The following is a 25,303-nucleotide window of genomic DNA, read 5'->3' as shown; positions in this document are numbered from 1 at the left end:
GTTGGGTCGAGACCTGACAAGACACCGATGCCGTCTGAAAACCCGATAGGAAAAACGATGAAATCCATAGACGAACAAAGCCTGCATAATGCCCGCCGCCTGTTTGAAAGCGGCGACATCGACCGTATCGAAGTCGGTACCACCGCGGGCCTGCAACAGATTCACCGTTACCTGTTCGGCGGCTTATATGATTTTGCGGGTCAAATCAGGGAAGACAACATTTCCAAAGGCGGTTTCCGTTTTGCCAACGCCATGTATTTAAAAGAGGCCTTGGTTAAAATCGAGCAGATGCCCGAGCGGACTTTTGAAGAAATCATCGCCAAATATGTTGAAATGAACATTGCTCATCCGTTTTTGGAGGGTAATGGCAGAAGTACCCGCATCTGGCTGGACTTGGTGCTGAAGAAAAACCTGAAAAAAGTCGTAAACTGGCAAAATGTAAGCAAAACCCTGTATTTGCAGGCGATGGAACGCAGCCCCGTCAACGATTTAGAACTGCGCTTTCTGTTAAAGGACAACCTGACCGACGATGTGGACAACCGTGAAATCATCTTTAAAGGTATCGAGCAGTCGTATTATTACGAAGGGTATGAAAAAGGCTGAGGGTCGTCTGAAAAGCGATTTCAGACTGTTTCAGACGACCTGATTCGGTAGGTGATCAGACGGGAGCGGATGAGAAAAGAAATTCTGGGTAAGAATAATCCGGTCTGAAATATTGGAAGAAGAATGATGGATAAAAATCAGTTAGAACAAGAATTTCATAAAGCCATGTTAAATATTTATCAGGAGGCTTTGAATTTGCCGCAACCTTACAAGGCGACACGATTTTTACAAATTGTAAATGAATTTGGTGGTAAAGAGGCGGCGGATAAATTATTGAGTACGGGGGAAAAGAAGACTCAGACCGGTTTTACAGAGCTGATTCTGAGTGGTGGCGGAGTCCACGCCTTGAAATACAGTATGGAATATCTGGTGTTACAAAAGCCGTGGTGTGATTTATTTACTGAAGAGCAATTAGCTGTGGCACGCAAACGATTGGAGCGTGTTGGATTTGTTTTTCCGAAGTAATTTTGTACGAAACAAACATAGATTTTTAAATCAATCGGATTCAATCAAATGAACGACATGACTTTATATCTCATCATTGCCCTCGTGCCTTTGGCAGGCTCGCTGATTGCGGGTTTGTTCGGCAACAAAATCGGTCGTGCCGGCGCGCATACGGTTACGATACTCGGTGTGGCGGTGTCTGCCGTGTTGTCGGCTTATGTGCTGTGGGGCTTTATCGACGGCAGCCGCGCCAAGTTTGACGAAAACGTCTATACCTGGCTGACGATGGGCGGTTTGGATTTCTCCGTCGGCTTCTTGGTCGATACGATGACGGCGATGATGATGGTCGTGGTAACGGGCGTGTCATTGATGGTGCATATCTACACCATCGGCTATATGCACGATGAAAAAGTCGGCTACCAACGCTTCTTCAGCTATATTTCTTTGTTTACATTCAGCATGTTGATGCTGATTATGAGCAACAACTTCATCCAGCTCTTCTTCGGCTGGGAAGCGGTGGGCTTGGTGTCGTATCTCTTGATCGGTTTCTATTTCAAACGTCCAAGCGCAACATTTGCCAACCTGAAAGCCTTTTTGATCAACCGTGTCGGCGACTTCGGCTTTTTGCTCGGTATCGGCTTGGTGCTTGCCTATTTCGGCGGCAGCCTGCGCTATCAAGATGTATTCGCCTATCTGCCCAACGTCCAAAATGCCACCATCCAGCTTTTCCCCGGTGTGGAATGGTCTTTGATTACCGTAACTTGTTTGCTCTTGTTTGTGGGCGCAATGGGTAAATCGGCTCAATTCCCGCTGCACGTCTGGCTGCCTGATTCGATGGAAGGCCCGACCCCGATTTCCGCATTGATTCACGCCGCAACCATGGTTACCGCCGGTCTGTTCATGGTATCGCGTATGTCGCCGATTTATGAGATGAGCAGCACCGCGCTGTCCGCCATTATGGTGATCGGCGCGATTACCGCCCTGTTTATGGGTTTCTTGGGCGTGATTCAAAACGATATCAAGCGCGTGGTTGCGTATTCCACCCTGTCGCAACTGGGCTATATGACCGTGGCTTTGGGCGCGTCCGCCTATTCCGTGGCGATGTTCCATGTCATGACCCACGCCTTCTTTAAAGCCTTGCTGTTCTTGGCGGCAGGCAGCGCGATTATCGGTATGCACCACGACCAAGATATGCGCCATATGGGCAACCTGAAAAAATATATGCCGGTTACTTGGCTGACTATGCTGATCGGCAATTTGTCGCTGATCGGTACGCCGTTCTTCTCCGGCTTCTATTCTAAAGATTCGATTATCGAAGCAGCGAAATACAGCACCCTGCCGGGCAGCGGCTTTGCTTATTTTGCCGTCCTTGCCAGCGTGTTTGTTACCGCGTTTTACGCGTTCCGCCAATACTTTATGGTGTTCCACGGCGAAGAGAAATGGCGCAGCCTGCCCGAACATCATGACGATCATCATGGCGAAGAACATCACGGCTTGGGCAAAAACGACAATCCGCACGAAAGCCCGCTGGTTGTTACCCTGCCTTTGATTTTGCTTGCGATTCCGTCCGTCATCATCGGCTACCTTGCCATCGAGCCTATGCTTTACGGCGATTTCTTCAAAGACGTGATTTTCGTCAACGCCGACGCGCATCCGACCATGCACATCATGAAGGAAGAGTTCCACGGCGCATTGGCAATGGTGTCGCACAGCTTGACATCGCCTGTTTTGTATTTGGCGGCTGCCGGTGTTGCCGCCGCGTGGCTTTTGTACGTCAAACTGCCGCACCTGCCCGCCAAAATCGCGCAGGCGTTCCGTCCGGTTTACGTTTTGTTTGAAAACAAATACTACCTCGATGCCCTGTATTTCAACGTTTTCGCCAAAGGCACGCGCGCATTGGGTACCTTCTTTTGGAAAGTCGGCGATACCGCCATTATCGACAACGGCATCGTCAACGGCTCCGCCAAACTGGTCGGCGCGGTTGCCGCGCAAGTGCGTAAAGCCCAAACCGGCTTTATCTACACCTACGCCGCCGCTATGGTATTCGGCGTATTGGTACTGCTCGGTATGACCTTCTGGGGATTGTTCCGATAAGGATGAGGTTTCAGACGGCCTTAAACCTTAAGGCCGTCTGAAACGAAGAAATATCCGCATAAACACATTTTTATTTTAACCACAGGTTAACCACTATGTTTTCCAACTACCTACTCAGCTTGGCAATATGGATACCCATCGCCGCAGGTGTGCTGGTTTTGGCGGCCGGTAAAGATAGCCGTGCGCCGCTGGCGCGTATGCTTGCCTTCGTGGGTGCGCTTGCCGGTTTCTTGGTAACGCTGCCCCTGTTTGCCGGTTTCGACCGTTTGAGCGGCGGCTATCAGTTTACCGAGTTCCACGAGTGGATTCCGCTTCTGAAAATCAACTATGCATTAGGCGTGGACGGTATTTCAGTGCTCTTTATCATCTTGAATGCGTTTATTACGCTGTTGGTGGTATTGGCCGGTTGGGAAGTTATTCAGAAACGTCCGGCGCAGTATATGGCGGCATTCCTGATGATGTCGGGTTTGATTAACGGTGCGTTTGCCGCGCAGGATGCGATTCTGTTTTATGTGTTCTTCGAGGGTATGCTGATTCCGCTGTACCTGATTATCGGTGTATGGGGCGGCCCGCGCCGTGTCTATGCGTCGGTCAAGCTGTTCCTCTATACGCTGATGGGTTCGCTCTTGATGCTGGTTGCTATGGTTTACCTGTACTATCAAACAGGCAGCTTCTCTATTGTCGATTTCCAAAACATCAAACAGATTCCGTTGGGCGTACAGCAGCTTTTGTTTGCGGCATTCTTCCTGTCATTTGCCGTAAAAGTGCCGATGTTCCCCGTGCACACTTGGTTGCCGGATGCCCACGTTGAAGCGCCGACCGGCGGTTCGATGGTGTTGGCGGCGATTACGCTGAAACTGGGTGCGTATGGTTTCTTGCGCTTTATCCTGCCGATTATGCCGGATGCGGCACGCTATTTTGCCCCTGTGATCATTGTATTGAGCCTGATTGCCGTGATTTATATCGGTATGGTGGCTTTGGTGCAAACCGATATGAAAAAACTGGTGGCATACTCTTCCATCAGCCATATGGGTTTTGTCACTTTGGGTATGTTCCTGTTTGTGAACGGCCAACTGAATGACTGGGCATTGAAAGGCGCAATCATTCAAATGATTTCCCACGGTTTTGTGTCTGCCGCGATGTTTATGTGTATCGGCGTGATGTACGACCGCCTGCATACCCGCAATATTGCCGATTACGGCGGCGTGGTCAATGTGATGCCTAAGTTTGCGGCGTTTATGATGTTGTTCGGTATGGCCAATGCCGGTCTGCCTGCAACTTCCGGCTTCGTGGGCGAGTTTATGGTGATTATGGGCGCGGTCAAAGTGAATTTCTGGGTCGGCGCGTTGGCTGCCATGACTTTGATTTACGGTGCGTCTTACACCCTGTGGATGTACAAACGCGTGATTTTCGGCGCGATCCGCAATCCGCACGTTGCCGAAATGAAAGACATCAATTGCCGCGAATTTGCGATTTTGGCGGTTTTGGCGATTGCTGTTTTGGGTATTGGTCTGTATCCGAACGCGTTTATCGAAGTGGTGCATCAGGCGGCAAACGATTTGATTGCCCATGTCGCGCAAAGCAAGATTTGAGGTGTGTAAATGAACTGGTCTGATTTGAATTTAATGCCCGCGTTGCCCGAAATCGTGCTGTTTGCGCTGCTGGTGTTATTGTTGCTGGCGGACTTGTGGGTCAGTGATGACAAACGCCGTTTGACGCATTACGGCGCGTTGGCAACGGTGGCGGTTACGGCTGTGGTGCAGCTTGCCGTTTGGGAACAGGGCAGCACGTCTTCGTTCAACGGCATGTATATTGCAGACGGTATGTCGCGTTTGGCAAAAATGGTTTTATATGCCTTGACGTTTGCCCTGTTTGTCTATGCCAGACCCTACAACCAAGTGCGCGGTATTTTCAAAGGCGAGTTTTACACCCTGTCGCTGTTTGCCCTGTTGGGTATGGGCGTGATGGTGGGTGCGGGGCATTTCCTTACCGCCTATATCGGTTTGGAGCTGCTGTCGCTCGCGCTTTACGCCCTGATCGCCCTGCGCCGCGATTCCGGCTTTGCCGCCGAAGCCGCTTTGAAATATTTTGTTTTGGGCGCGCTGGCTTCCGGATTATTGCTTTACGGCATTTCTATGGTTTACGGCGCGACCGGTTCGCTGGAATTTGCCACAGTATTGGCAAACTCGTATAACGAACAGGCAAATGTTTGGCTTTTAAAACTGGGTTTGGTGTTTATCGTCGTCGCCGTCGCGTTCAAGCTGGGTGCGGTGCCGTTCCATATGTGGGTGCCCGATGTCTATCAGGGCGCGCCCACTTCCGTCGCCGCGCTGGCCGGCACGCTGCCGAAAATCGCCGCCGTCGTTTTCGCCTTCCGCATCCTCGTTACCGGCTTGGGAACGGTGCATCAGGACTGGTCGCCGATGTTTGCCCTGCTTGCCGCCGCTTCGCTGCTGGTCGGCAACCTCGCCGCCATTATGCAGACCAACATCAAACGTATGCTCGCCTATTCCACCGTTTCGCATATGGGTTTCATCCTGCTGGCGTTTATGGCGGGCGCGGTCGGTTTTGCGGCGGGGCTGTATTACGCGGTAACTTACGCGCTGATGGCGGCGGCAGGGTTCGGCGTGTTGATGGTGTTGTCGGACGGGGACAAGGAGTGCGAAAACATCAGCGATTTGGCAGGGTTGAACCAACACCGCGTATGGCTTGCCTTTTTGATGCTGCTGGTTATGTTCTCTATGGCGGGCATTCCGCCGCTGATGGGCTTTTACGCCAAATTCGGCGTGATTATGGCGCTTTTGAAACAAGGCCATGTATGGTTGTCGGTGTTTGCCGTCGTGATGTCGCTGATTGGCGCGTTCTACTACCTGCGCGTGGTCAAAGTCATGTATTTTGACGAATCCGACCGCGCCCGCCCTGCCGCAGCCGGCAACAATGCCGCAAAATTCCTCTTGAGCGTCAACGCGCTGCTGTTGGTGCTGTGGGGCATTATGCCGCAAACCGTTATCGACTGGTGCGCCAAGGCGCTGGAAAATACGCTGTAAGCCGCCGCGACGGCAGCCGTGTCAGAGGCTGCCGTTTTTCGGTTTCAGACGGCATCCGTAGGCCGGAATGCCGTCTGAAAGGGAAGGAAGGGAATTATGACCGCATCGATGTACATCCTTTTGCTGCTTGCCTTGATTTTTGCCAATGCCCCGTTTCTCACTGTCAGGCTGTTCGGTATCGTTCCGCTCAAGCGCAAACATTTCGGACACCACTTAATCGAGCTGGCGGCAGGTTTCGCGCTGACCGCCATTCTTGCCTACATCCTCGAATCCCGTGCGGGAGCGGTACACAATCAGGGTTGGGAGTTTTACGCCACCGTCGTCTGCCTGTACCTGATTTTTGCGTTTCCCTGTTTTGTGCGGCGGTATTTCTGGCACGCGCGCAACAGGGAATAGGGTAACAATACTATCAGGATGGAATGTTTACCAAACGGCTGAGGGGGGCGGTGAAGGTGACCTCGTTGAAAGGCGGGTAGCAATAAGTAAAGTAAGGTCGTCTGAAAACGGGTTAGGATTGGTTTTCAGACGAATTGCTGTTATTCTGAGATAAAGTAGGAATAATATAAGGAGCAAAGTTGACTTTTTTCAGTAATAATCAGTATTAAGCTAATATTAACAAGAGATTTATTATGAAAAATTCATTATCTATAACAAAAAATCAGATAAACCGCCATGCCCATAAATTATGTTCCTTTGCTGCTGTTTTAATTTGGATTTGTGCCTTACCTCAAAATGTCTTTACTTTTGGGCAAGGAGGGCAATATGAGGGTTATTTTGTCTTGATTTTGGGAACAATATTTGGTCCAGTATTGGGGAATATCGGATATTTTGCCGTTTATGCAAATTATATTTGGTTCCTATTGATATTCACATCTCTTATTAGGCGCCAATCCAAAAAAGTTATTTTCACTTTTCATGGATTGTTATGGGTTGTGGCACTGCTTACATTTACATTAGACGAAGTAATTGTGAATGAAGCGGGAGGACATGCAGAACCAACTTATGGATTAGGGTTGTATTTATGGTTTACCGCATTTTTATTGACAACTATTGCGGAATTATTGAAACAAAATGTTTTTCAAATTTTTAAAGAAAATTTAAAGGAATAATAAAGTAACGACAAATATTATTCCATTTCTAGTCAAGATTAAAATACTTCGCTGTAGAAGGAGCTCCCTTATGAAACCTTTTATTTTGCTGTTCGGTCTCTGCGCCGCTTTATCATTAACTGCCTGTAACAAGGAGAAAAACGTGTACGAAAATGCCGTCTGAAACCCTTTCAGACGGCATTTGTTTCATTCAAGTGCAGGCCGGCATCGCTGTGCCGGCACGTTTCAGCCGGCGATATACGCCGGTTTTAATATTTGCGGGCGACTGCAAATTCTGCCAACTGCCGCAGGCGCAGGGCTTTGTCGCCGAAGGGTTCGAGCAGCGCGACCGCTTCGGCAACCAGTTTGTGTGCGTATGAGCGCGCCGCTTCCAAGCCCATCAGTTTCACATAAGTCGGCTTGTCGTTGTCTGCGTCTTTGCCCGCCGTTTTGCCCAAAGTCGCCGTGTCCGCTTCACAATCCAACACATCGTCAATGACTTGGAACGCCAGCCCCAGTTTTGCCGCATAATCGTCCAATACCGCCAGACTGTCTTCAGACAGATTCGGGCAGGACATCGCCCCCAATAAAACCGCCGCACGGATTAGCGCACCCGTTTTCAGGCTGTGCATCTGTTCCAAATCGGCTTGAACCATTTGTTTGCCGACATTCGCCAAATCGATTGCCTGACCACCTGCCATGCCCCTGCTTCCGCCTGCTTTTGCCAAAACTGACAACATCGCCAGCTGCCGCGAAGCAGGCAGACCGGACGGACGCGCCAATACATCGAAGGCTTGGGTTTGCAAAGCGTCGCCGACCAGTAGCGCGGTGGCTTCGTCGTATTGTATATGGCAAGTCGGTTTGCCACGCCGCAGACTGTCGTTGTCCATCGCCGGCATATCGTCGTGAACCAAAGAATAGACGTGGATCATTTCGATTGCCGCCATTGCCTGTTCTAGTGCTTCATGTACGGCTTCGCCCAATTCCGAAGCCGCCAGCACCAGCATCGGGCGCAGACGCTTGCCGCCGTCCAAAGCCGCATAGCGCATCGCTTCGTGCAGCGTGTGCGGGATTTCGTTTTCAGACGGCAAAAAGCGTTCCAGCAGCAGCTCTGTCTGCGCCTGCGCCCTCTGTTGCCACGCTTTCAAATCATTCGTCGGATTCAAGGTTTAACTCCTTCGGCCCGTCCGCGTCCAAAACCTGTAATTTCTGTTCGACTTGCGCCAGCTTGGTTTGGCAGTACCTAACCAGATCGTTGCCTTCCTGATAGGCGGCAAGCGCGTCCTCCAAGGGCATTTCGCCCTGCATAGACTGCGTCAGCGATTCAAGGCGCGACAAGGCTTCTTCAAACGATTTCGGGGCGTTTTTCTTCATAGCTTCGGATGTTCCAGTAAAAAGCGGATTGTAGCATTTTTGTAAAACGGATGCCGTCTGAAACCCGAATCCGGCTTCAGACGGCATTGTTTTGTCCTGCAAACGGCAAGGCGTTACCCGGGCAGTTCGTCGGTGATGCCCTGCAAAAAGGCGAGGCGTTCTGGGCTTGCCGCCCCGGTTTCGGCGGCGGCTTTGAAGGCGCAGCCGGGTTCGGCGCGGTGGGTGCAGTTGTGGAAGCGGCATTGCCCGACAAGGTGGCGGAAATCGGGGAAATAGTGCGGCAAATCGGCGGCTTGGAGGTGGTGTAAACCAAATTCCTGCAAACCCGGGGAGTCGATGAGTTGGGTTTCGCCGTTCAAATCATAAAGCCGGGCGTGGGTGGTGGTGTGTTTCCCCGAGTCGAGTGCGGCGGAAATGTCGCCGGTGCGGGCGGTTTGGCTGCCTAAAAGGGCGTTGGTCAGGGTGGATTTGCCCATACCGCTCTGCCCGAGCAGGATGTTGGTCTGCCCTTCCAAAATGGGACGCAGGCTGTCGGCGTTTTCCAGCGCGCGGGTTTCGATGACGGGATAACCCAGCGTTTCGTAGAATTTGAGTTTTTCGCGCCAAAGGGCGGTTTCGGGCAGGTCGGCTTTGTTCAGGACGATGACGGCGCGGATGCCGGCGGCTTCGGCGGCAAGCAGGGCGCGTTGCAGCAGCCGCACGCTCGGACTCGGGACGGCGGCGGTTACGATGAGGAGTTGGGTAACGTTGGCGGCGATGAGTTTGGTTTTCCATGCGTCTTGGCGGTAGAGCAGGCTTTGGCGCGGTAAAAAATCTTCAATCACGACTTGTTCGGCGTTGACGGGGCTGATGCGGACGCGGTCGCCGCAGGCGAAATCGACGCGTTTTTTGCGCGTGCTGGCTTCGTAGGTTGTGCCGTCGGGCGTGCGGACAATGTAGCGGCGGCCGTAGCTGGTGATGATTTGGGCGGTATCGGTCATGGTTTTGACGGGTAGGGGAACGGGAAGGCCGTCTGAAAATGTTTTCAGACGGCCTTGAGATTTATCTTTTTCGACCTTTCTTCTTATCCATTTTATCCAACGCTTTTCCCATATCTTCTAAAGCATTCGGATTACCGCCAAAATCATGGCCGCCGACACTACACACAGCAGCAGATAGAATACTCATCGTCGAAATCTCTTTCATTTCAAACCGTTCAGATTCCATTGGGATCTCATGCAATAATTTCCCTTTCCCGAAATGACGACTGTATAGTTTTGCCGGCTCCGGATTCATAATATCAATCCTGTTCAGACAATCCAGATAGTGCTTCTCTATCATGGAAGTACCTGCCAAATTTTTATTCGTATCATCAAAATTAGTTATCACATCATATACTAACAAATTTGGGTTGTGAGGATGATTCTTGATACTTTCCATATCTGCATAAACACGACTCTGAGCACCATCCAGCATTGGCAAAAATCTTGGCTTATCAGCAAATACTGAGATTGGCAAACAAATCGTCATCAAAAAAACAGCTAACTTTTTCATTTTACTTTCCTCCGATCAGATCAAGTCGTTCACGACGAATCAGTTTATCATTCGGATAACCCTGAATAGTACAGATGAGAGAAGTTTTACCGTCACTCTCTTCCAATATCAGCGATTTTTCTACTGTATTTTTTGCAGGCATCGAACCAGACGTTGCTTGCATATTTGGCTGCCAACGCAAAGACTTATGACTATTAATAATAATTTGCGGAGAAGTCACAAAATCCTCTCCCATCGGTTTCAATCCCCATTGAGGGAACTTTGCTACCACATCAGCAGCCTGAGCTTTTTTAAGCTCGAACCCCCAGAAATAAAAGACAGGATTTTTACCCATCTCATTAACCGGCAGTTCCGAATATGCTGCCGAAAAACTACTAAAATGTATGCCGTTTACTATTATCGGTTTATTGAAGATAACCTGTCTTTTCCCATCTTCATCGGCACTACCTAACTGAAAACGTGCAGTCTTTCCTACTTTCTCAATCGGAGCATATTTACTCAATTGCTCCTGCTTGTTTTTCAAGATATCAAACATAGATGCATCACATTTTACAAATGCATTCAGCAACTCTTCTTCCGCACTTCCTGCCCATGCATTTGCTGCAAGTGCAAATACAGCCATACTCAAATATTTGATAGATCGTTTCATATTGTCTTTCTAAAGTTAGCGTAAATTATCGTTGAATTACATAACCATTTTAATTCATGACATCAAATTAAGCACGATCTAAATTATTGTTTTTTTCAGACGGCCTTTTATCTTCTTTCCAAGCGTTTAATTGTTTTCCCACTCGACATGTTCACTCAAGAAGCCGCCACTTTGGTGCGCCCAAAGTTTGGCATACAGGCCTTGTTTCTCGAGCAACTCGGTGTGGCTGCCTTCTTCGATGATGCGGCCTTTGTCTAAGACAATGAGGCGGTCCATCGCGGCAATGGTGGAGAGGCGGTGTGCGATGGCAATCACGGTTTTGCCTTCCATCATGTTGTCGAGGCTTTCTTGGATGGCGGCTTCGACTTCGGAGTCGAGCGCGCTGGTGGCTTCGTCAAGCAACAGAATCGGCGCGTCTTTGAGCATGACGCGGGCGATGGCGATGCGTTGGCGCTGGCCGCCGGAAAGTTTCACGCCGCGTTCGCCGACGTGTGCATCATAGCCGCGTCGGCCTTTGGCATCGCTTAAGTTAGGAATAAAACCGGCGGCCTCGGCGCGTTCGGCGGCGAAAATCATCTCGGCTTCGGTCGCATCGGGACGGCCGTAGATAATGTTGTCGCGGACGGAGCGGTGCAGCAGGGAAGTATCTTGTGTCACCAAACCGATTTGGGCACGCAGGCTTTCTTGGGTCACGCTGTCCACGGTTTGTCCGTCGATCGAAATCGTGCCGCTTTGCGGTTCGTAAAAACGCAGGAGCAGGTTGACGATGGTGGATTTGCCTGCGCCGCTGCGTCCGATCAAGCCGACTTTTTCGCCCGGGCGGATGGTGAGGTTGAAGCCGTTGAGCAGCGGTTTGCCTGCTTCGTAGGAGAAATCGACGTGTTCGAATTTGATTTCGCCTTGCGACACTTTCAACGGCAGTGCTTTCGGCTTGTCGAGGATGGTGTGCGGTTTGGACAGGGTTGCCATGCCGTCGCCGACGGTGCCGATGTTTTCAAACAATCGGGCGGATTCCCACATGATGTATTGCGACAAACCGTTGACGCGCAAAGCCATGGCGGTGGCGGTGGCAACCGCGCCGACGCCGACTTGCCCGTGATACCAAAGCCAGATGCCCAGCGCGGTCGTGCCGGCGGTCAGCGAGCTGTTGACGATGAAGCTGCAGGTGTGCAGAAGCGTCGCCAAACGCATTTGGGCGTGTACCGTCACCATAAATTCTTCCATCGACTGCTTGGCGTAGGCCGCTTCGCGCGCGCCGTGGGAGAAGAGTTTGACGGTGGTGATGTTGGAATAGGCGTCGGTAATGCGGCCGGTCATCAGTGAACGCGCATCCGCCTGACGCGCGGCGGTTTTGCCGAGCTTGGGAATCAGGAAGCGCATAATCAGGGCGAATCCAATTATCCAGCCGATAAAGGGCAGCAGCAGCCAGCCGTCGAACGAAATCAGAATCACGCCGGAAGTAATGAAATACACCAGCACATACACGACCATGTCGGCAACCGTCATCACCACGTCGCGCAGCGCCAGTGCGGTCTGCATGACTTTGGCGGACACGCGTCCTGCAAATTCGTCCTGATAGAAGCCGAGGCTCTGCCCCAGCATCAGGCGGTGGAAATTCCAGCGCAGGCGCATGGGGAACACGCCTTGTAGGGTTTGCAGGCGCACGTTGGACGCGAGGAAGGTCCAGAGGGCGAAAAACACCATCATCGCCGCCATCGCCGTCAACGCCCAGCCTTTTTCGGCAAACAGGGTCGCGGGCGTGTATTTGCCGAGCCAGTCCACGACTTTGCCCATAAATTGAAACAGCAGGGCTTCCATGATGCCGATGCCTGCGGTAAATGCCGCCAAAACGGCAATCCATTTGCGCAAGCCCCTGATGTTGCTCCAGATAAAACGCCACAGCCCTTTTTCAGGCGTTTTCGGGGCGGCTTCGGGATAGGGGTCGATTTGGGATTCGAACCAGGAAAAGATTTTGTTTAACATTGTTTTCGATTTCGGTAAAACAGTTTCAGACGGCATCAAACACAATGCCGTCTGAAAGGAAGGACAATAACGCCATTTTACGGGAAAAGCCGTCGGGAAGACAGCGCGGGGCGGAAACGCAGGGTTTCGGCAGGGCAAACGCCGCGCCGCCTTCAGACGGCATTATTTCAGCAGGTTTTTCAAAGCAAGGCGCACGCCTTCGCCCACGTCCGTCCCCTTCGGAACACCTTTGACCGCCGCTTTTGCCTCGCGTTCGCTGTAACCCAGCGCAAGCAGCGTGCTGACGATGTCTCCCGTTTCGTCGGCGGCGGGTGCGGCGGCAAATAGCCCGTCCGTTACCGTATGCGCGACCAGCTTGCCGCGCAGTTCCAAGACCATGCGTTCGGCGGTTTTTTTGCCGATTCCCGGAGCGGAGGAGAGGCGTTTGACATCTTCTTCTGCAACCGCCTGCGCCAGTTCGTCGGCAGTCATTGCCGATAAAATCCCCAAGGCGGTTTTTGCCCCGATGCCGCTGACCTTAATCAGTTGGCGGAATGTTTTGCGTTCTTCCGCAGTGGCAAAACCGAAGAGCAGGTGTGCGTCTTCCCGAATGATAAGCTGGGTAAACAGTTGTACGCTTTCACCCACGGGCGGCAGGTTGTAGAAGGTCTGCATGGATACGTCGGCTTCGTAGCCTACGCCGTTGACATCGATGACGATTTGCGGAGGGTTTTTTTCAACCAGTTTGCCGGTCAGTCTGCTGATCATGTGTGCCGAATCCTGAAGTGTCGGGTGCAAAATGCCGTCTGAAACCGGTTCGGGCTTCAGACGGCACGGATTGTATCAAATTCAGTCGTCGTGGCGGGAGGAAATCACGCGGCCGGTACGGGCATCGACAACGACTTTGTATTCCTGTCCGTTTTTGACGATTTCGACATCATAGTGCGGACGGCCGTCGTCTCGGTCGAGGTCGATGTCGGTAACACGTCCGCTGACGCGTGCCAACGCTGCTTTTTCGGCTTGGGCGCGGCTGATGATTTTGTCTTGTTTGTTGTGTTGGTGTGCGGCGTGTCCGTGGTCGTCATCGCCGTGTCCGTCGTGGTGGGCGAGTGCGGGGGCGGAAATGCCCAGCAGTGCGGTTGCGGCGGCGGTCAAGAGAAGGCGTTTGAAGTTCATGTTTTGCTCTTGTAAATCGGGGGTTGGAAAATGTGGATATTAATAAGGTATCAAATGACCGTCAACCGGCGGTCAATGCCGTCTGAATCATACCGCGTGCCTGTGCTTCGGCTTCGGCGGCACGTTCCTGCGAGGAAAACGGCCCCATTTTGACGACATATTCGTAATGGCGTTTTTCAACCGATAGGTTCGGGTTGGATGTCGATGAAGTCAGGTTTTGGACGGCATGGTTCAGATATGCCTGTGCTTCGCGCTCCGTACCGAAGGATTTCAAGTCGATGAAGATGTCTTTGTTTTCGGCAACCGGTGCGGATTTGCCCGGGACGATTTGTTCGATTTTGACATGTGCCGTACCTTGGCTGACAAAACCCAATTGTTGGGCCGCCGCTTTGGATACGTCGATGATGCGGTTGCTGTGGAAGGGGCCGCGGTCGTTGATGCGGACGACGACGCTTTTCCCGTTACGGGTATTGGTTACGCGGACGTAGCTGGGAATGGGCAGTGTTTTGTGTGCGGCGGTGAAGGCGTTCATGTCGTATCGTTCCCCGCCGGAAGTTTTGCGGCCGTGAAATCTGCCGCCATACCATGAGGCGTTGCCGGTTTGTGTAAATGCGGCAATTTGGTTTATCGGCGTGTAGCGTTTGCCGGCTACTTTGTAGCTGCGGTTGGCGGAGGCGTGCAGTTTTTCTGCTTTGACCACTGCGTCGGCGGATGCCGTCTGAAAAGAATGTATGCCGAATGCGGCCGTGAGGAGGAAAAGGGTTTTTCGGGTTAAAGTCAAAACGTGTTCCGTTCTTGAGTTGAAGACGAATGGGCATCATGCCCGCCGGATACGTTCCGAACCGCCGTACAGTGCGGACGGCGGTTCGGAATGTGTCCGGATAGGTTTTCAGACGGCAAGGTTGTTGTCATACGCCGCCTGAGTAACCGTGTTGCCGCCATGCTTCGAAGAGAATCACGGCAACGGTATTGGAAAGGTTCATACTCCGGCTGCCGGGCTGCATGGGCAGGCGGATTTTTTGCGCGGCGGGCAGGCTGTCGAGAATGTCGGCGGGCAGCCCGCGCGTTTCCGGCCCGAACAATAAAACGTCGCCTTTTTGAAACGCCGTTTCATTGGGGCGCGTCGTGCCTTTGGTGGTCAGTGCGAAAATACGTCGGCCTGCCAGCGACTTGAGGCAGTCGTCGAAGTTTTCGTGCACCGTCAGGCTGGCGAACTCGTGGTAGTCGAGCCCGGCGCGTTTCATTTTGGCGGAATCCAATGGGAAGCCGAGCGGCTTGATCAGGTGCAAATCCGCGCCGGTATTGGCGCACAGGCGGATGATATTGCCTGTATTCGGTGGGATTTCCGGTTGGTATAAAACGATGGTAAACATAAATATCAATCACTTATAGGCGCATAACCTTGCCATAAGGCGGCATGGATGTCAAAAAATTTAGTTATTTTTTCATTGGCGTGCGTGCCAGCGTCCAGCAGCAGATGCGGTTTGCACCCGATTTTTTCAGTGTTTTTGCCAGTTCGCCCAGCGTCGCGCCGGTGGTAAAGACATCGTCGATTAACAGAATATTACAGTTTTTCGGTATCAGTGTGCGGATTTCAAAGGCATTTTTGATGTTTTTCAGTCGGTCGCCGCCTTTGAGCGTGCTTTGTGGCGGGCGGTGGTGTCGGAATACGGTATGCCGCGGCAGTGTGCGCCAACCGTAGCGTTGCGCCAGCAGCTCGACGATACTTTCGCTTTGATTGAAGCCGCGTTGCAGCAGCCGTTCTTTGCCCAGCGGTACGGGCAGGACGAAATCGAAACATTCGTCTGAAAGCCAGTCGGGCGGATTCTGCATCATCAGGTCTGCCAGCGGCTGCACCATGCCCAAATCAGCCAAGTGCTTCAGCGCGCGTATCATATTGCTGATGGGCGGTTCGTAATGCAGAGAGGCCCACATCCGGTCGAATGAGGGCGGTTTCTTTTGGCAAATGCCGCACACCGATCCGCCTTGGATGTGCCTGAAACACAGGGGGCAGCTGTTTGCCGCGTCGGTGCGGAAACTTGCCAAATCGGTATTGCAGCTGGCGCAGATGCCGTCTGAAACGTCTGATGAATCGTGGCATAATACGCAGTGTCTGACTGCGGCCGCGTCTGCGATGCGCCGCCAACAAGAGAGAAAATTCATGCCTGATGCCGTCAAAAAAGTTTACCTGATACACGGTTGGGGGGCGAACCGCCACGTGTTCGACGACTTGATGCCGCGCCTGCCCGCAACGTGGCCGGTGTCCGCCGTCGATTTGCCCGGACACGGCGACGCGCCCTTCGTGCAACCCTTCGATATTGAGGCAGCCGCCGACGCTGTTGCCGCACAAATCGATACGCCCGCCGACATTCTCGGCTGGTCGCTCGGCGGATTGGTCGCGCTGTATCTGGCGGTGCGCCATCCCGACAAAGTCCGTTCGCTCTGCCTGACGGCGAGTTTCGCACGGCTGACGGCTGCCGAAGATTATCCCGAAGGGCTTGCCGCGCCCGCATTGGGCAAAATGGTCGGTGCGTTCTGTTCGGATTATGCCAAACATATCAAACAGTTTCTACAACTCCAGCTTCTGCACACGCCTGATGCCGCCGAAATCATAGGCAGAATCCTGCCCGATTTGGCACGGTGCGGCACGCCCTCCGCCTTACAGGAAGCTTTGGACGCGGCGGAAAGGGCGGATGCGCGGCATTTGTTGGACAAGATAGATGTTCCGGTACTGCTGGTGTTCGGCGGCAAAGACGCGATTACGCCGCCGCGTATGGGCGAGTATCTGCACCGCCGTTTGAAGGGCAGCAGGCTGGTTGTGATGGAAAAGGCGGCGCATGCGCCGTTTTTGAGCCACGCGGAAGCGTTTGCCGCGCTGTACCGCGACTTTGTTGAAGGGGTTTGAGATGAACCATCAGGACGCACGCTGGCAGGTTCACCGCCATCTTGCCGAACATACCGACCAACGCCTGACACTCGTCCGCAACGCGCCCAAGCATATCCTGCTTGCTGGGGCGGATGCGGACATCAGCCGCAGCCTGCTGGCGAAACGCTATCCGCAGGCGGTATTTGAAGAATACGATTCCCGTGCGGATTTTTTGGCGGCGGCTACTGCTGCCCGCAAAGGCGGTTTCTGGCAGAAACTGACGGGCAGGGGCGTGGTGCAGCACTGCCAATCCCCGACCGCGCCGCTGCCCGAAGCGTGTGCCGATATGTTGTGGTCGAATCTCGGACTGTTGGCGGCGGAACAAATCCTTCCCGTGCTGCACAACTGGGCGCGTGCGCTGAAGACGGACGGGCTGCTTTTTTTCATCTGCTTCGGGCGCGATACCTTGGCGGAACTGAAATGCCGTTTGAAAGAAAACGGCATTGAAAGCCGCAGCGTGATGTTTCCCGATATGCACGACTTGGGCGATATGCTCGCCGAAAACGGCTTTTACGACCCCGTTACCGATACGGCGAAGCTGGTGTTGGATTACAAAAAGGCGGAAACGTTTTGGGCGGATATGGATACGTTGGGCGTTTGGCGGGCGATGGCATGGAACGATGAAAACGCCGCGCGTTCGTGTGTCGGGGCGATATTTGAGCGGGAAGGCGGTTTGGGCATTACGTTGGAAACGGTGTACGGACACGCCGTGAAAAAACTGATGCTGCCGCAGGGGGAGAACGTGGTACAGTTTTTTCCGAAGAGATGATGTGCAGATGCCGTCTGAAGCCGTTTCCAAGCTTCAGACGGCATTTGTTTGTGAAAAACGACAGAAATAAAGGAAATGCCGATGTATGCCGATGCCGGAGACGTATATTGCGTCTATAACATCAGACTGAAGCAGTACACTGCCTGTCAGGTTACCCGAGTTGAAGAACACGGTGGCAAAAAAACACATGCGACCCTGCTGGCTTTGGACTGGCAGGGCAACAAACCGCTTGGGGCGGAGGAGCTGGCGGATTTGAAACCGCTTTACAAAGACTTTATGTATTGGGAACGCGGTCTGCACATGTATAAGGCAAGTGCCGTCGTGCCGACGGGATATGTACGGGTTGGGAATACCGCGCCGCTGTGCAGTGAAGACACGCAGCAGTATGCCTCTTTTTGGGGCGACGGCTACGACGTGTACCGTCAGTTGAGATGGCAGCAGATACCCGAAAAACAGAGAAAGGCATTCAAAAAAGCCGCCAAAAGCAAAAAGACCGTGATGTTTGCCGGACGGGAATACGGCATATCCAAACAGAATTTGAGCGATGTTTGGGATGATTTTGAAGACGCGATGGAACTGAAGGCATTTCCCTGCCTGTCTTCGCTGTTTCTGACCAAATGGCATAAAAATCTATATGAATATCTGGAGGAATATCCGTTTATCACCCGATTGTGTCTGGAAAACCACGGTCAGACCGTGCTGGATTTCAGCAATACGCGCATAACCGACCTTTCTGTCGATATGACCGGCGTGGAATCGCTTTATCTGAACGAAGGCTTGGACAGCCTGAACCTGAAAGGCGAAATCAAGGAAAACTGCAAGGTCTGTACCGCCGAAAAGGGCGCGGGTCTGATTTTGGAAGTGGGCAAAAGCGTTCCCAAAGTGCGGGGTTTGGAAAACCTGACCGCCGTCAATGTTATGGGCATTGCCGATTTCGATATGCAAAACCTGTCGGAAACGTATCCCAAGCTCAAAACCATACGGCTGTGGGGCAAACCGGGCAATATCGCCAATTTTTCCGCCGTATCGGGATTTGAGGATTTGGAAGTGTTCACTACCGTAGATTTGTTCGGTTTCGGCGCGGACGACATCCCGCATCCCGACCGGCTGCCGAAGCTGCACAGGCTGTGGATGAGCAGCCTGCCCGAAGAGGCGGCGAAGGCAGTGAAGAAACTTTATAAGAAACGGAAGGAAGACGGGCTGGACCTGTGGATAGAAAAAGCCCGAAAACCCGAATGGCTGGCGCAAAATTTCGACAACCCCTTCCGCGATTGGGACGGCGCGGAGCATATCCCGAAAAGCCATGCCAAAAAAGCGGCGGAGCTGTACCGGAAAACCCGTGCCGGCGTGGTCAAACTGCTCGGCAATCCGCCTGAAAACATAGGAGGGGAGCTGGCAGAGGCGGTCAAAGCCTATACCGGAGGTTTCAACAAAATGGACAAAAAACTCTTTATCGACACGGTAGAACGGGAAGATATTGCCGAGGCGTTGGAAACGATATTGAACCTGATACCGGAGGGGTCTTGCGCCGACAAGGAAAAACTGTTTGAAATATTTGATAAAAACAGGAATTTTTAAACAGAGGCAATGCTGTCTGAAACTTGGTAACGGGCTTCAGACGGCATCCCGTTCCAACACCGCCAACACCGCCGCACCGTAACGTGCGGCTTTTTCTTCGCCCACGCCGTATACGGCGGCAAGCTCCGCCAAACCTTCCGGCTGTTTGGCGGCAATGGCGCGCAGGGCGGCTTTGCTGAGAATGCGGTAGGGTTCGGACTGTTCGTGTTTTGCCGTTTCGCCGCACCATTGGATCAGGGCGCGCATCAGGCGGCGTTTGCGTTTGGCGGTTTCATCGATGCCGTCTGAAAACGGACGGCAGACGGCGAGGATGTCCCGTCCGTATTTGGCGGCGCGTACGCTGCCCAAGCCGTGCACGCCTTCGAGGTCGGTTTCGGTTTCGGGCGTGGCGGCAAGCATATCGGCAAGGCTTTCGTCGGAGAGGACGGAATGCAGGGCGCAGTTTTCCGCCGTTGCCTGTTCATACCGCCAGGCTTCGAGTTTTTGACGCAGTTGTTGTTCGCGTTCGGTTTGCGGACGGATGACCGCGTCGCGGTTAAAGCCGGCGGCGTTGCGGCAGACTTCGAGGATGCCGTGTCCGAAACGTTCGGTTTTGGCTTCGCCCAAGCCGTAGATGTCGTGCAGCCCGTTGAGGTTTTGCGGCATTTTTTCGACAAGGTCGCGCAGGGTTTTGTCGCCGAAAATCATATAGGCGGGGATGCCTTCGGCTTCTGCCTGTTTCATACGCCAAACGCGCAATGCCTGCCACAAACGCTCTTCGCGTTCGGTACGCAGCCAGTTGTCTTTGAGGGTGCGGACGGCGGGCTTGTCGCGCTTGAGCGGACGCAGCATCACTTCGGTTTCGCCTTTGAGGACTTTTTTTGCCGCTTCGGTCAGTTGTAATGCCTGATATCGGGCAATGTTGACGGTGAGGTAGCCGAGGCTGATGCACTGGCGGATGACGCTGCGCCATTCTTTGTCGGACAACTCCGCACCGATGCCGAAGGTGGACAGTTGTTCGTGCCGGTTGCCGCGTATCCAATCGTCGCTTTTGCCGCGCAAAAGGTTGGTGATGTAACCGGCGGCAAAACGTTGTCCGGCGCGGTACACGCAGCTTAGGAGTTTTTGCACCAACACCGTGCCGTCAAACCGTACGGGCGGATGCAGGCAGTTGTCGCAACGGCCGCAGGGTTCGGATGCTTCGCCGAAATGTTTGAGCAGCAGTACGCGGCGGCAGGCGGCGGTTTCGCAGACGGAAAGCATGGCATCGAGTTTTTGTATTTCGATTTGCTTTTGCACCTCGTCGCTGTTGCCTTCGGCAATCCGTTCGCGCAGCAACACCCAATCGTTCAAACCGTAACACAGCCAGCTCACGGCAGGCAGCCCGTCCCGGCCGGCGCGTCCCGATTCCTGATAGAAATGTTCGACACTCTGGGGCATATCGAGATGGGCGACAAAGCGCACGTCGGGTTTGTCTATACCCATGCCGAACGCCACGGTCGCCACCACGATAATATTGTCTTCATGCGTAAAGCGGCGTTGGTTTTCCTCGCGTACGTCCATGCTCAAACCGGCATGATACGGAATCGCGTTTAATCCGTTTTCACGCAAAAACTGCGCCACATCTTCAACCTTTTTGCGGCTTAGGCAATACACAATGCCGCTTTGTCCCGCCATTTCTTTGCGGATGAAATCCAGCAGTTGTTTTTTGCCGTTGTTTTTTTCGATAACCTGATAATAAATATTCGGGCGGTCAAAGCTGGAGATAAATTCGGGCGCATCGTCCAAGTGCAGATAATGCTTGATGTCGGCGCGCGTGGCGGCATCGGCGGTGGCGGTCAGGGCGATGCGCGGGACGTTCGGATAGCGTTCGGCAAGCATGCCGAGCTGTTGGTATTCAGGGCGGAAATCGTGTCCCCACTGGCTGACGCAATGCGCCTCGTCAATGGCGAACAGGCTGACGGTTTGTTGGTCGAGAAAACGCAAAAAGCGGTCGGTAACCAAGCGTTCCGGCGCGACATAAAGCAGCTTCAGACGGCCTTGGGCGAGCCGGTCGGCAATCTCGCGCGCCTCGTCTGCCGATGTGCCGCTGTTGACTGCCGCCGCTTCGATGCCGGCGGCGTGCAGGTTTGCCACTTGGTCGTTCATCAGTGCAATCAGCGGCGATACGACAACCGCCACGCCTTCGCGCATCAGCGCGGGAATCTGGTAACACAAAGACTTGCCCCCGCCCGTCGGCATCAACACCGTCAAACTGCCGCCGCCTGCCAAAGTATTGATGACAGCCTCCTGCCTGCCGCGAAATTCGGGATAGCCGAATACTTCGTGCAAAATCTGTTTGGCGGTCGGTCGGTGCATGATGGTTCCGTGCTCGGTAAGGATGTTGATCGGTCGGCGGCAATATGCCGTCTGAAATCGGGATTTAGAAGAGTTTGCCCACTTCTGCTTCAATATCGCCGGCACGCATAAACGTTTCGCCGATCAGGAAGGTATGCACGCCGCGCGATTGCATAAATTCCACATCTGCCTTACCCGTAATGCCGCTTTCGGTAACGACGGTTTTACCTTCTAGCGCGGGCAGCAGCGACAGGGTTTGGTCGAGGGAGACTTCAAAAGTCCTCAGGTTGCGGTTGTTTACGCCCCACAACGGCGTGGTCAGGTTGCGGCATTTTTCCAATTCGGTTTCGTCGTGCAGCTCGAGCAGGACGGTCATGCCCAATTCGTGCGCCACCGCTTCAAAGCGTTCCAATTGTTCCTGTTCCAGTGCTGCGGCAATCAGCAGGACGGCATCCGCCCCCCATGCGCGCGCCTGATAAACCTGGTATTCGTCGATGATGAAGTCTTTGCGCAGCACGGGCAGCGATACGGCTTCGCGCGCCTGTTTGAGGTATTCGGGCGAACCTTGGAAATAGGGTTCGTCGGTCAGTACGGACAAACACGCCGCTCCGGCGTTTTCATATGCGCGTGCAATCTCGGCCGGTCGGAAGTCTGGACGGATCAGGCCTTTGCTCGGGCTTGCTTTTTTGATTTCGGCAATGACGGCGGGCAGGTTTAGGCGGTGTTTGCCGCGTATCGAATCGATAAAGCTTCGGATGGGCGCGGCTTCTGCGGCAAGTGCGCGGATGTGTTCGGCGTTGACGGCGGCTTTTTGGGCGGCAACTTCCTGTGCTTTGGTGGCAAGGATTTTATTGAGAATGTCGGTCATGTCGTGTTCCGTATTCGTCTAGGAAAGGGGGAATATTAGCATCAAACCGTTAACGCCTGTTTGTGCGGAAGCTGTCGAAATAGGACAGGACGGTCTGCGGCAGCCATTGCAGGTGCAGCCTGCCGCCGGTGCTGCTGACAAAGCCGACATGACCACCGTGTGCCGGCTGGAACAGGGTAACGGCTTCGGACACTTCGTCCGGTGTCGGCAGCGCTTCGGGCGGCAGGAAGGGGTCGTTGACGGCATTGAGCAGGAGCAGCGGTTTGGCAACGTGTTTGAGCAGCGGTTTGCAGGAAGTTTGGCGGTAGTAGTCGTGCCGGTCGGCAAAGCCGTGCAGCGGTGCGGTGAAACGGTCGTCAAACTCGCCCAGTGTTTTGCACCCTGCGGCAAATGCCGTCTGAAAACCTTGGAGCGATTTTGCTTTGGGTATCAGGGTGCAGAGGAAGTAGCGCGTGTAGAGCAGCCGCGTGATGCCGCTGTCGAAGCGTCTGCCTGCCGCCTCTGCATCGACGGGGGCGGAGATGACGGCGGCGGCTTGCGGCAGCGCGTTTTCGCCCCGTTCGCCCAAATATTTTGCCAGCGCGTTGCCGCCCAGCGATACGCCGACGGCGTATATTTCACGGTAACGCGCGGCGAGCGTGTCCAAAGCAAAGGCGATTTCGGCGGTATCGCCCAAGTGGTAGAACACCGGGGCGGTGTTGGCAATGCCGCCGCAGCTGCGGAAATGGACGACTGCGCCGTTCCAACCCCGATCGCGTGCCGCGAGCATCAGTTCGACCGCGTAATGGCTGCCACTGCCGCCCTCCAACCCGTGAAACAGCACGACCAGCGGCGCATCGGGCGAAATGCCGTCTGAAAAGTCGTAGGCGACTTTGGTTTTACCCGTGCTGTCGGGAAGCAGCTCTCGGCGGTATGCGGGCGCGGGGCGTTGCAGGAATTTGGCGGCAATCGTGTCGGCATTGCCGTTGCGGAGGAAAAACGGTGTGTCCGGCGGTGTCAGAATCATAAGGTATCGGTTTTCTTGTTTTCAGACGGCATTGATGATGCGGCAGCCCGTCCGGCCGGTGCGGACGCGGGGGATGCGCGCTCGGATATAGGCGCGGAAAAAGCGTTTTCCGGCAAAAGGCGGTGCATCGGTCAGCTTTCCACCCGTTTGAAATGGCGCGGACGGAAGCCCAGTGCCGCCAGTGATGCGAAATACAGGCAGCCTCCGATGACAATCAGGATGAAGAGCCGGGCGGCCTTTTGCATTCCGCCGGTGTGTGTCCAGTCGAACGGCAGCCAGATTTGGGCGGCATACAGGCCGCCTCCCATCACGGCGAGCGCGAGCAGCATTTTTGCCAAGAACGCCGCCCAACCCTTGCCGGGCCGGTAAATACCATGTTTGCGCAACAGGTAAAACAACAATCCGGCATTGATACACGCGCCCAGACCGATGGCAAGCGAAAGTCCGACGTGTTTCAGTGGGCCGATAAAGGCAAGGTTCATCAACTGCGTGCAGATGAGCGTGAAGATGGCGATTTTAACGGGCGTTTTGATGTTTTGCCGCGCATAGAAGCCGGGTGCCAACACTTTAATCATGATCAAACCGATTAAACCGAAAGAATAGGCAATCAGCGCATGTTGTGTCATCTGCGCGTCAAACAGCGTGAATTCGCGGTACATGAATAAGGTTGCCACCAGCGGGAACGACAACACTGCCAGTCCGACCGCCGCCGGCAGCGTCAGCAGCATGCACAGGCGCAAACCCCAGTCGAGCAGGGCGGAAAACTGTTCCGTATCTTGGTTTGCCGAGTGTTTGGACAAAGTCGGCAGCAAAATCGTACCGAGTGCCGCCCCCAGCACGCCGCTGGGCAGCTCCATCATGCGGTCGGCGTAATACATCCATGAAACGCTGCCCGATTGCAGATAAGACGCGAAAATCGTGTTGATCACCAAAGAAATCTGCGCCACGCTCACGCCCAAAATCGCAGGTGCCATCTGTTTCATCACGCGGTTGACCGCCGCATCTTTGAAATTCAGTTTGGGCAGTTTCAAAAAGCCCAGTTTCGCCAACCAAGGGAGCTGAAAGCCGAGCTGCAAAATACCGCCGACAAAAACCGCCCATGCCAGTGCGGTAACGGGAGGATCGAAATACGGCACGAAAAACAGCGCGAATACGATAAACGACACGTTCAGGAACGTGGGCGTAAACGCCGGAATGCTGAATTTATGATAGGAATTGAGTACCGAGCCGACAAAAGAGGAAAGTGAAATCAATAAGATATAGGGAAACGTAATCCGCAGCAAATCGATGGAGAGCTGAAATTTGTCGGCATCTTTGGCAAAACCGGGTGCGGAAACATAAATCACCCAAGGTGCGGCAAGTATGCCCAGCGCGGTAACGACGATCAGCACAAACGACAGCATCCCTGCAACGTGGCGGACAAACGCCTCCGTCGCCTCTTTAGAACGCGTTTCCCTGTATTCCGCCAAAATCGGCACAAACGCTTGGGCAAACGCCCCCTCCGCAAACACGCGGCGTAGCAGGTTGGGCAGTTTGAATGCGACAAAAAACGCATCCGTCGCCATGCCTGCGCCGAATGCCCGCGCAATGACCGTATCGCGCACAAATCCCAAAACGCGCGACACCATCGTCAGGCTGCCGACTTTTGCCAAAGCTCCCAGCATATTCATCATTGTTCCTCAACAGTCGTACCCGTTTGGGGCAACGGCGCGTATTGTACGACAGAAACCACTTCAGACGGCATCGGGTTTCATGTCGTCCGAGCCGGTTTCCCGATACGAAAGCTTCCTTTTCCGGAGGCAAACTGTATCAACACGCGAAAATACAATAAAATACCAATATCCGATTTATTTCCAACATCACGGAGAGC

The 25,303-nt window shown here is 53.5% G+C and carries 27 protein-coding genes; 10 read left to right on the top strand and 17 right to left on the bottom strand.

Annotated features, from left to right (window positions below):
• Positions 1–27: 27 nt before the first annotated feature.
• The 7 genes from fic (at position 28) to RDY34_RS03515 (ending at position 7,297) form a co-directional block, all read left to right on the top strand.
• On the top strand, positions 28–603 hold the full coding sequence (gene fic / locus RDY34_RS03545) for a protein adenylyltransferase Fic (protein WP_002215631.1): 576 nt from the start codon (positions 28–30) through the stop codon (positions 601–603).
• A 123-nt stretch (positions 604–726) separates the two neighbouring features.
• Complete coding sequence (locus tag RDY34_RS03540; protein ID WP_002215633.1) at positions 727–1,068, top strand: hypothetical protein; 342 nt, start codon at positions 727–729, stop codon at positions 1,066–1,068.
• A 48-nt stretch (positions 1,069–1,116) separates the two neighbouring features.
• Entirely contained in the window at positions 1,117–3,141 is a 2,025-nt protein-coding gene (gene nuoL / locus RDY34_RS03535) for an NADH-quinone oxidoreductase subunit L (protein ID WP_308074449.1), read from the top strand.
• 95 nt (positions 3,142–3,236) lie between these two features.
• Positions 3,237–4,733: an NADH-quinone oxidoreductase subunit M gene (locus tag RDY34_RS03530; protein ID WP_308184464.1), complete on the top strand. Its 1,497-nt coding sequence runs from the start codon at positions 3,237–3,239 to the stop codon at positions 4,731–4,733.
• A 9-nt stretch (positions 4,734–4,742) separates the two neighbouring features.
• Positions 4,743–6,188 (top strand): NADH-quinone oxidoreductase subunit NuoN, encoded by a 1,446-nt coding sequence (gene nuoN / locus RDY34_RS03525; protein ID WP_308073346.1) that lies wholly within the window; start codon positions 4,743–4,745, stop codon positions 6,186–6,188.
• 96 nt (positions 6,189–6,284) lie between these two features.
• Positions 6,285–6,584, top strand: coding sequence for a DUF2818 family protein (locus RDY34_RS03520; RefSeq protein ID WP_308073345.1), 300 nt, complete (start codon positions 6,285–6,287; stop codon positions 6,582–6,584).
• A 233-nt stretch (positions 6,585–6,817) separates the two neighbouring features.
• Positions 6,818–7,297, top strand: a complete 480-nt coding sequence (locus tag RDY34_RS03515; RefSeq protein ID WP_003750550.1) for a hypothetical protein — start codon at positions 6,818–6,820, stop codon at positions 7,295–7,297.
• 248 nt (positions 7,298–7,545) lie between these two features.
• Here the strand turns inward: RDY34_RS03515 and RDY34_RS03510 are convergent, their stop codons facing one another.
• From RDY34_RS03510 to RDY34_RS03450, 13 genes are all read right to left on the bottom strand, one after another.
• The gene (locus RDY34_RS03510; RefSeq protein ID WP_308074448.1) at positions 7,546–8,442 is read right to left on the bottom strand and encodes a polyprenyl synthetase family protein; all 897 of its coding nucleotides are present in this window, start codon (positions 8,440–8,442) and stop codon (positions 7,546–7,548) included.
• The gene (locus RDY34_RS03505) at positions 8,426–8,737 is read right to left on the bottom strand and encodes an exodeoxyribonuclease VII small subunit (RefSeq protein WP_308074447.1); all 312 of its coding nucleotides are present in this window, start codon (positions 8,735–8,737) and stop codon (positions 8,426–8,428) included. The genes RDY34_RS03510 and RDY34_RS03505 overlap by 17 nt, the downstream gene beginning before the upstream one ends.
• Before the next feature lie 26 nt (positions 8,738–8,763).
• The gene (gene rsgA / locus RDY34_RS03500; protein ID WP_308074446.1) at positions 8,764–9,630 is read right to left on the bottom strand and encodes a ribosome small subunit-dependent GTPase A; all 867 of its coding nucleotides are present in this window, start codon (positions 9,628–9,630) and stop codon (positions 8,764–8,766) included.
• Positions 9,631–9,691: 61 nt separating this feature from the next.
• Positions 9,692–10,183, bottom strand: a complete 492-nt coding sequence (locus RDY34_RS03495; RefSeq protein WP_308017921.1) for a surface-adhesin E family protein — start codon at positions 10,181–10,183, stop codon at positions 9,692–9,694.
• 1 nt (position 10,184) lies between these two features.
• Positions 10,185–10,832, bottom strand: coding sequence for a hypothetical protein (locus RDY34_RS03490; protein WP_308017922.1), 648 nt, complete (start codon positions 10,830–10,832; stop codon positions 10,185–10,187).
• 126 nt (positions 10,833–10,958) lie between these two features.
• Positions 10,959–12,815 (bottom strand): ABC transporter ATP-binding protein, encoded by a 1,857-nt coding sequence (locus RDY34_RS03485; protein WP_308075244.1) that lies wholly within the window; start codon positions 12,813–12,815, stop codon positions 10,959–10,961.
• A gap of 25 nt (positions 12,816–12,840) precedes the next feature.
• Positions 12,841–12,978 (bottom strand): hypothetical protein, encoded by a 138-nt coding sequence (locus RDY34_RS03480; protein WP_101115934.1) that lies wholly within the window; start codon positions 12,976–12,978, stop codon positions 12,841–12,843.
• The gene (gene ruvA / locus RDY34_RS03475; protein ID WP_308074444.1) at positions 12,978–13,562 is read right to left on the bottom strand and encodes a Holliday junction branch migration protein RuvA; all 585 of its coding nucleotides are present in this window, start codon (positions 13,560–13,562) and stop codon (positions 12,978–12,980) included. The genes RDY34_RS03480 and ruvA overlap by 1 nt, the downstream gene beginning before the upstream one ends.
• 81 nt (positions 13,563–13,643) lie before the next feature.
• Entirely contained in the window at positions 13,644–13,970 is a 327-nt protein-coding gene (locus RDY34_RS03470; RefSeq protein WP_308074443.1) for a PepSY domain-containing protein, read from the bottom strand.
• Positions 13,971–14,031: 61 nt separating this feature from the next.
• Positions 14,032–14,751, bottom strand: coding sequence for a septal ring lytic transglycosylase RlpA family protein (locus tag RDY34_RS03465; RefSeq protein WP_308074442.1), 720 nt, complete (start codon positions 14,749–14,751; stop codon positions 14,032–14,034).
• Positions 14,748–14,882, bottom strand: coding sequence for an ABC transporter (locus RDY34_RS03460; RefSeq protein WP_308074441.1), 135 nt, complete (start codon positions 14,880–14,882; stop codon positions 14,748–14,750). The genes RDY34_RS03465 and RDY34_RS03460 overlap by 4 nt, the downstream gene beginning before the upstream one ends.
• A complete protein-coding gene (gene trmL, locus RDY34_RS03455) occupies positions 14,879–15,343 on the bottom strand; it encodes a tRNA (uridine(34)/cytosine(34)/5-carboxymethylaminomethyluridine(34)-2'-O)-methyltransferase TrmL (RefSeq protein ID WP_308074440.1) in 465 nt (154 codons plus the stop codon). Before trmL ends, RDY34_RS03460 begins: the two co-directional genes overlap by 4 nt.
• Before the next feature lie 64 nt (positions 15,344–15,407).
• Positions 15,408–16,133 carry a ComF family protein gene (locus RDY34_RS03450; RefSeq protein ID WP_308074439.1) on the bottom strand — a complete coding sequence of 242 codons (726 nt, stop codon included), beginning with the start codon at positions 16,131–16,133 and terminating at the stop codon, positions 15,408–15,410.
• On the opposite strand from RDY34_RS03450, the gene bioH reads away from it, so the two are divergent.
• The 3 genes from bioH (at position 16,132) to RDY34_RS03435 (ending at position 19,243) form a co-directional block, all read left to right on the top strand.
• A complete protein-coding gene (bioH, locus tag RDY34_RS03445) occupies positions 16,132–16,875 on the top strand; it encodes a pimeloyl-ACP methyl ester esterase BioH (RefSeq protein WP_308074438.1) in 744 nt (247 codons plus the stop codon). The genes RDY34_RS03450 and bioH overlap by 2 nt on opposite strands.
• A 1-nt stretch (position 16,876) precedes the next feature.
• Complete coding sequence (locus RDY34_RS03440; protein ID WP_304716920.1) at positions 16,877–17,665, top strand: class I SAM-dependent methyltransferase; 789 nt, start codon at positions 16,877–16,879, stop codon at positions 17,663–17,665.
• Between the two features lie 81 nt (positions 17,666–17,746).
• A complete protein-coding gene (locus RDY34_RS03435; protein WP_308075241.1) occupies positions 17,747–19,243 on the top strand; it encodes a gliding motility protein in 1,497 nt (498 codons plus the stop codon).
• Positions 19,244–19,279: 36 nt separating this feature from the next.
• Here the strand turns inward: RDY34_RS03435 and recQ are convergent, their stop codons facing one another.
• The 4 genes from recQ to murJ form a co-directional block, all read right to left on the bottom strand.
• Positions 19,280–21,580: a DNA helicase RecQ gene (gene recQ, locus RDY34_RS03430; RefSeq protein ID WP_308074436.1), complete on the bottom strand. Its 2,301-nt coding sequence runs from the start codon at positions 21,578–21,580 to the stop codon at positions 19,280–19,282.
• A gap of 64 nt (positions 21,581–21,644) precedes the next feature.
• The gene (gene trpC, locus RDY34_RS03425) at positions 21,645–22,427 is read right to left on the bottom strand and encodes an indole-3-glycerol phosphate synthase TrpC (RefSeq protein WP_308074435.1); all 783 of its coding nucleotides are present in this window, start codon (positions 22,425–22,427) and stop codon (positions 21,645–21,647) included.
• Between the two features lie 49 nt (positions 22,428–22,476).
• Positions 22,477–23,433, bottom strand: a complete 957-nt coding sequence (locus RDY34_RS03420) for a YheT family hydrolase (protein WP_308074434.1) — start codon at positions 23,431–23,433, stop codon at positions 22,477–22,479.
• 131 nt (positions 23,434–23,564) lie between these two features.
• Positions 23,565–25,103 carry a murein biosynthesis integral membrane protein MurJ gene (gene murJ, locus RDY34_RS03415; protein WP_308074433.1) on the bottom strand — a complete coding sequence of 513 codons (1,539 nt, stop codon included), beginning with the start codon at positions 25,101–25,103 and terminating at the stop codon, positions 23,565–23,567.
• Positions 25,104–25,303 lie beyond the last annotated feature (200 nt).

This window comes from Neisseria polysaccharea, assembly GCF_963392925.1.
Taxonomy (GTDB): domain Bacteria; phylum Pseudomonadota; class Gammaproteobacteria; order Burkholderiales; family Neisseriaceae; genus Neisseria; species Neisseria polysaccharea.
Note: the sequence above shows the minus strand (reverse complement) of the source record. Positions and strands in the feature narration are given on the sequence as shown.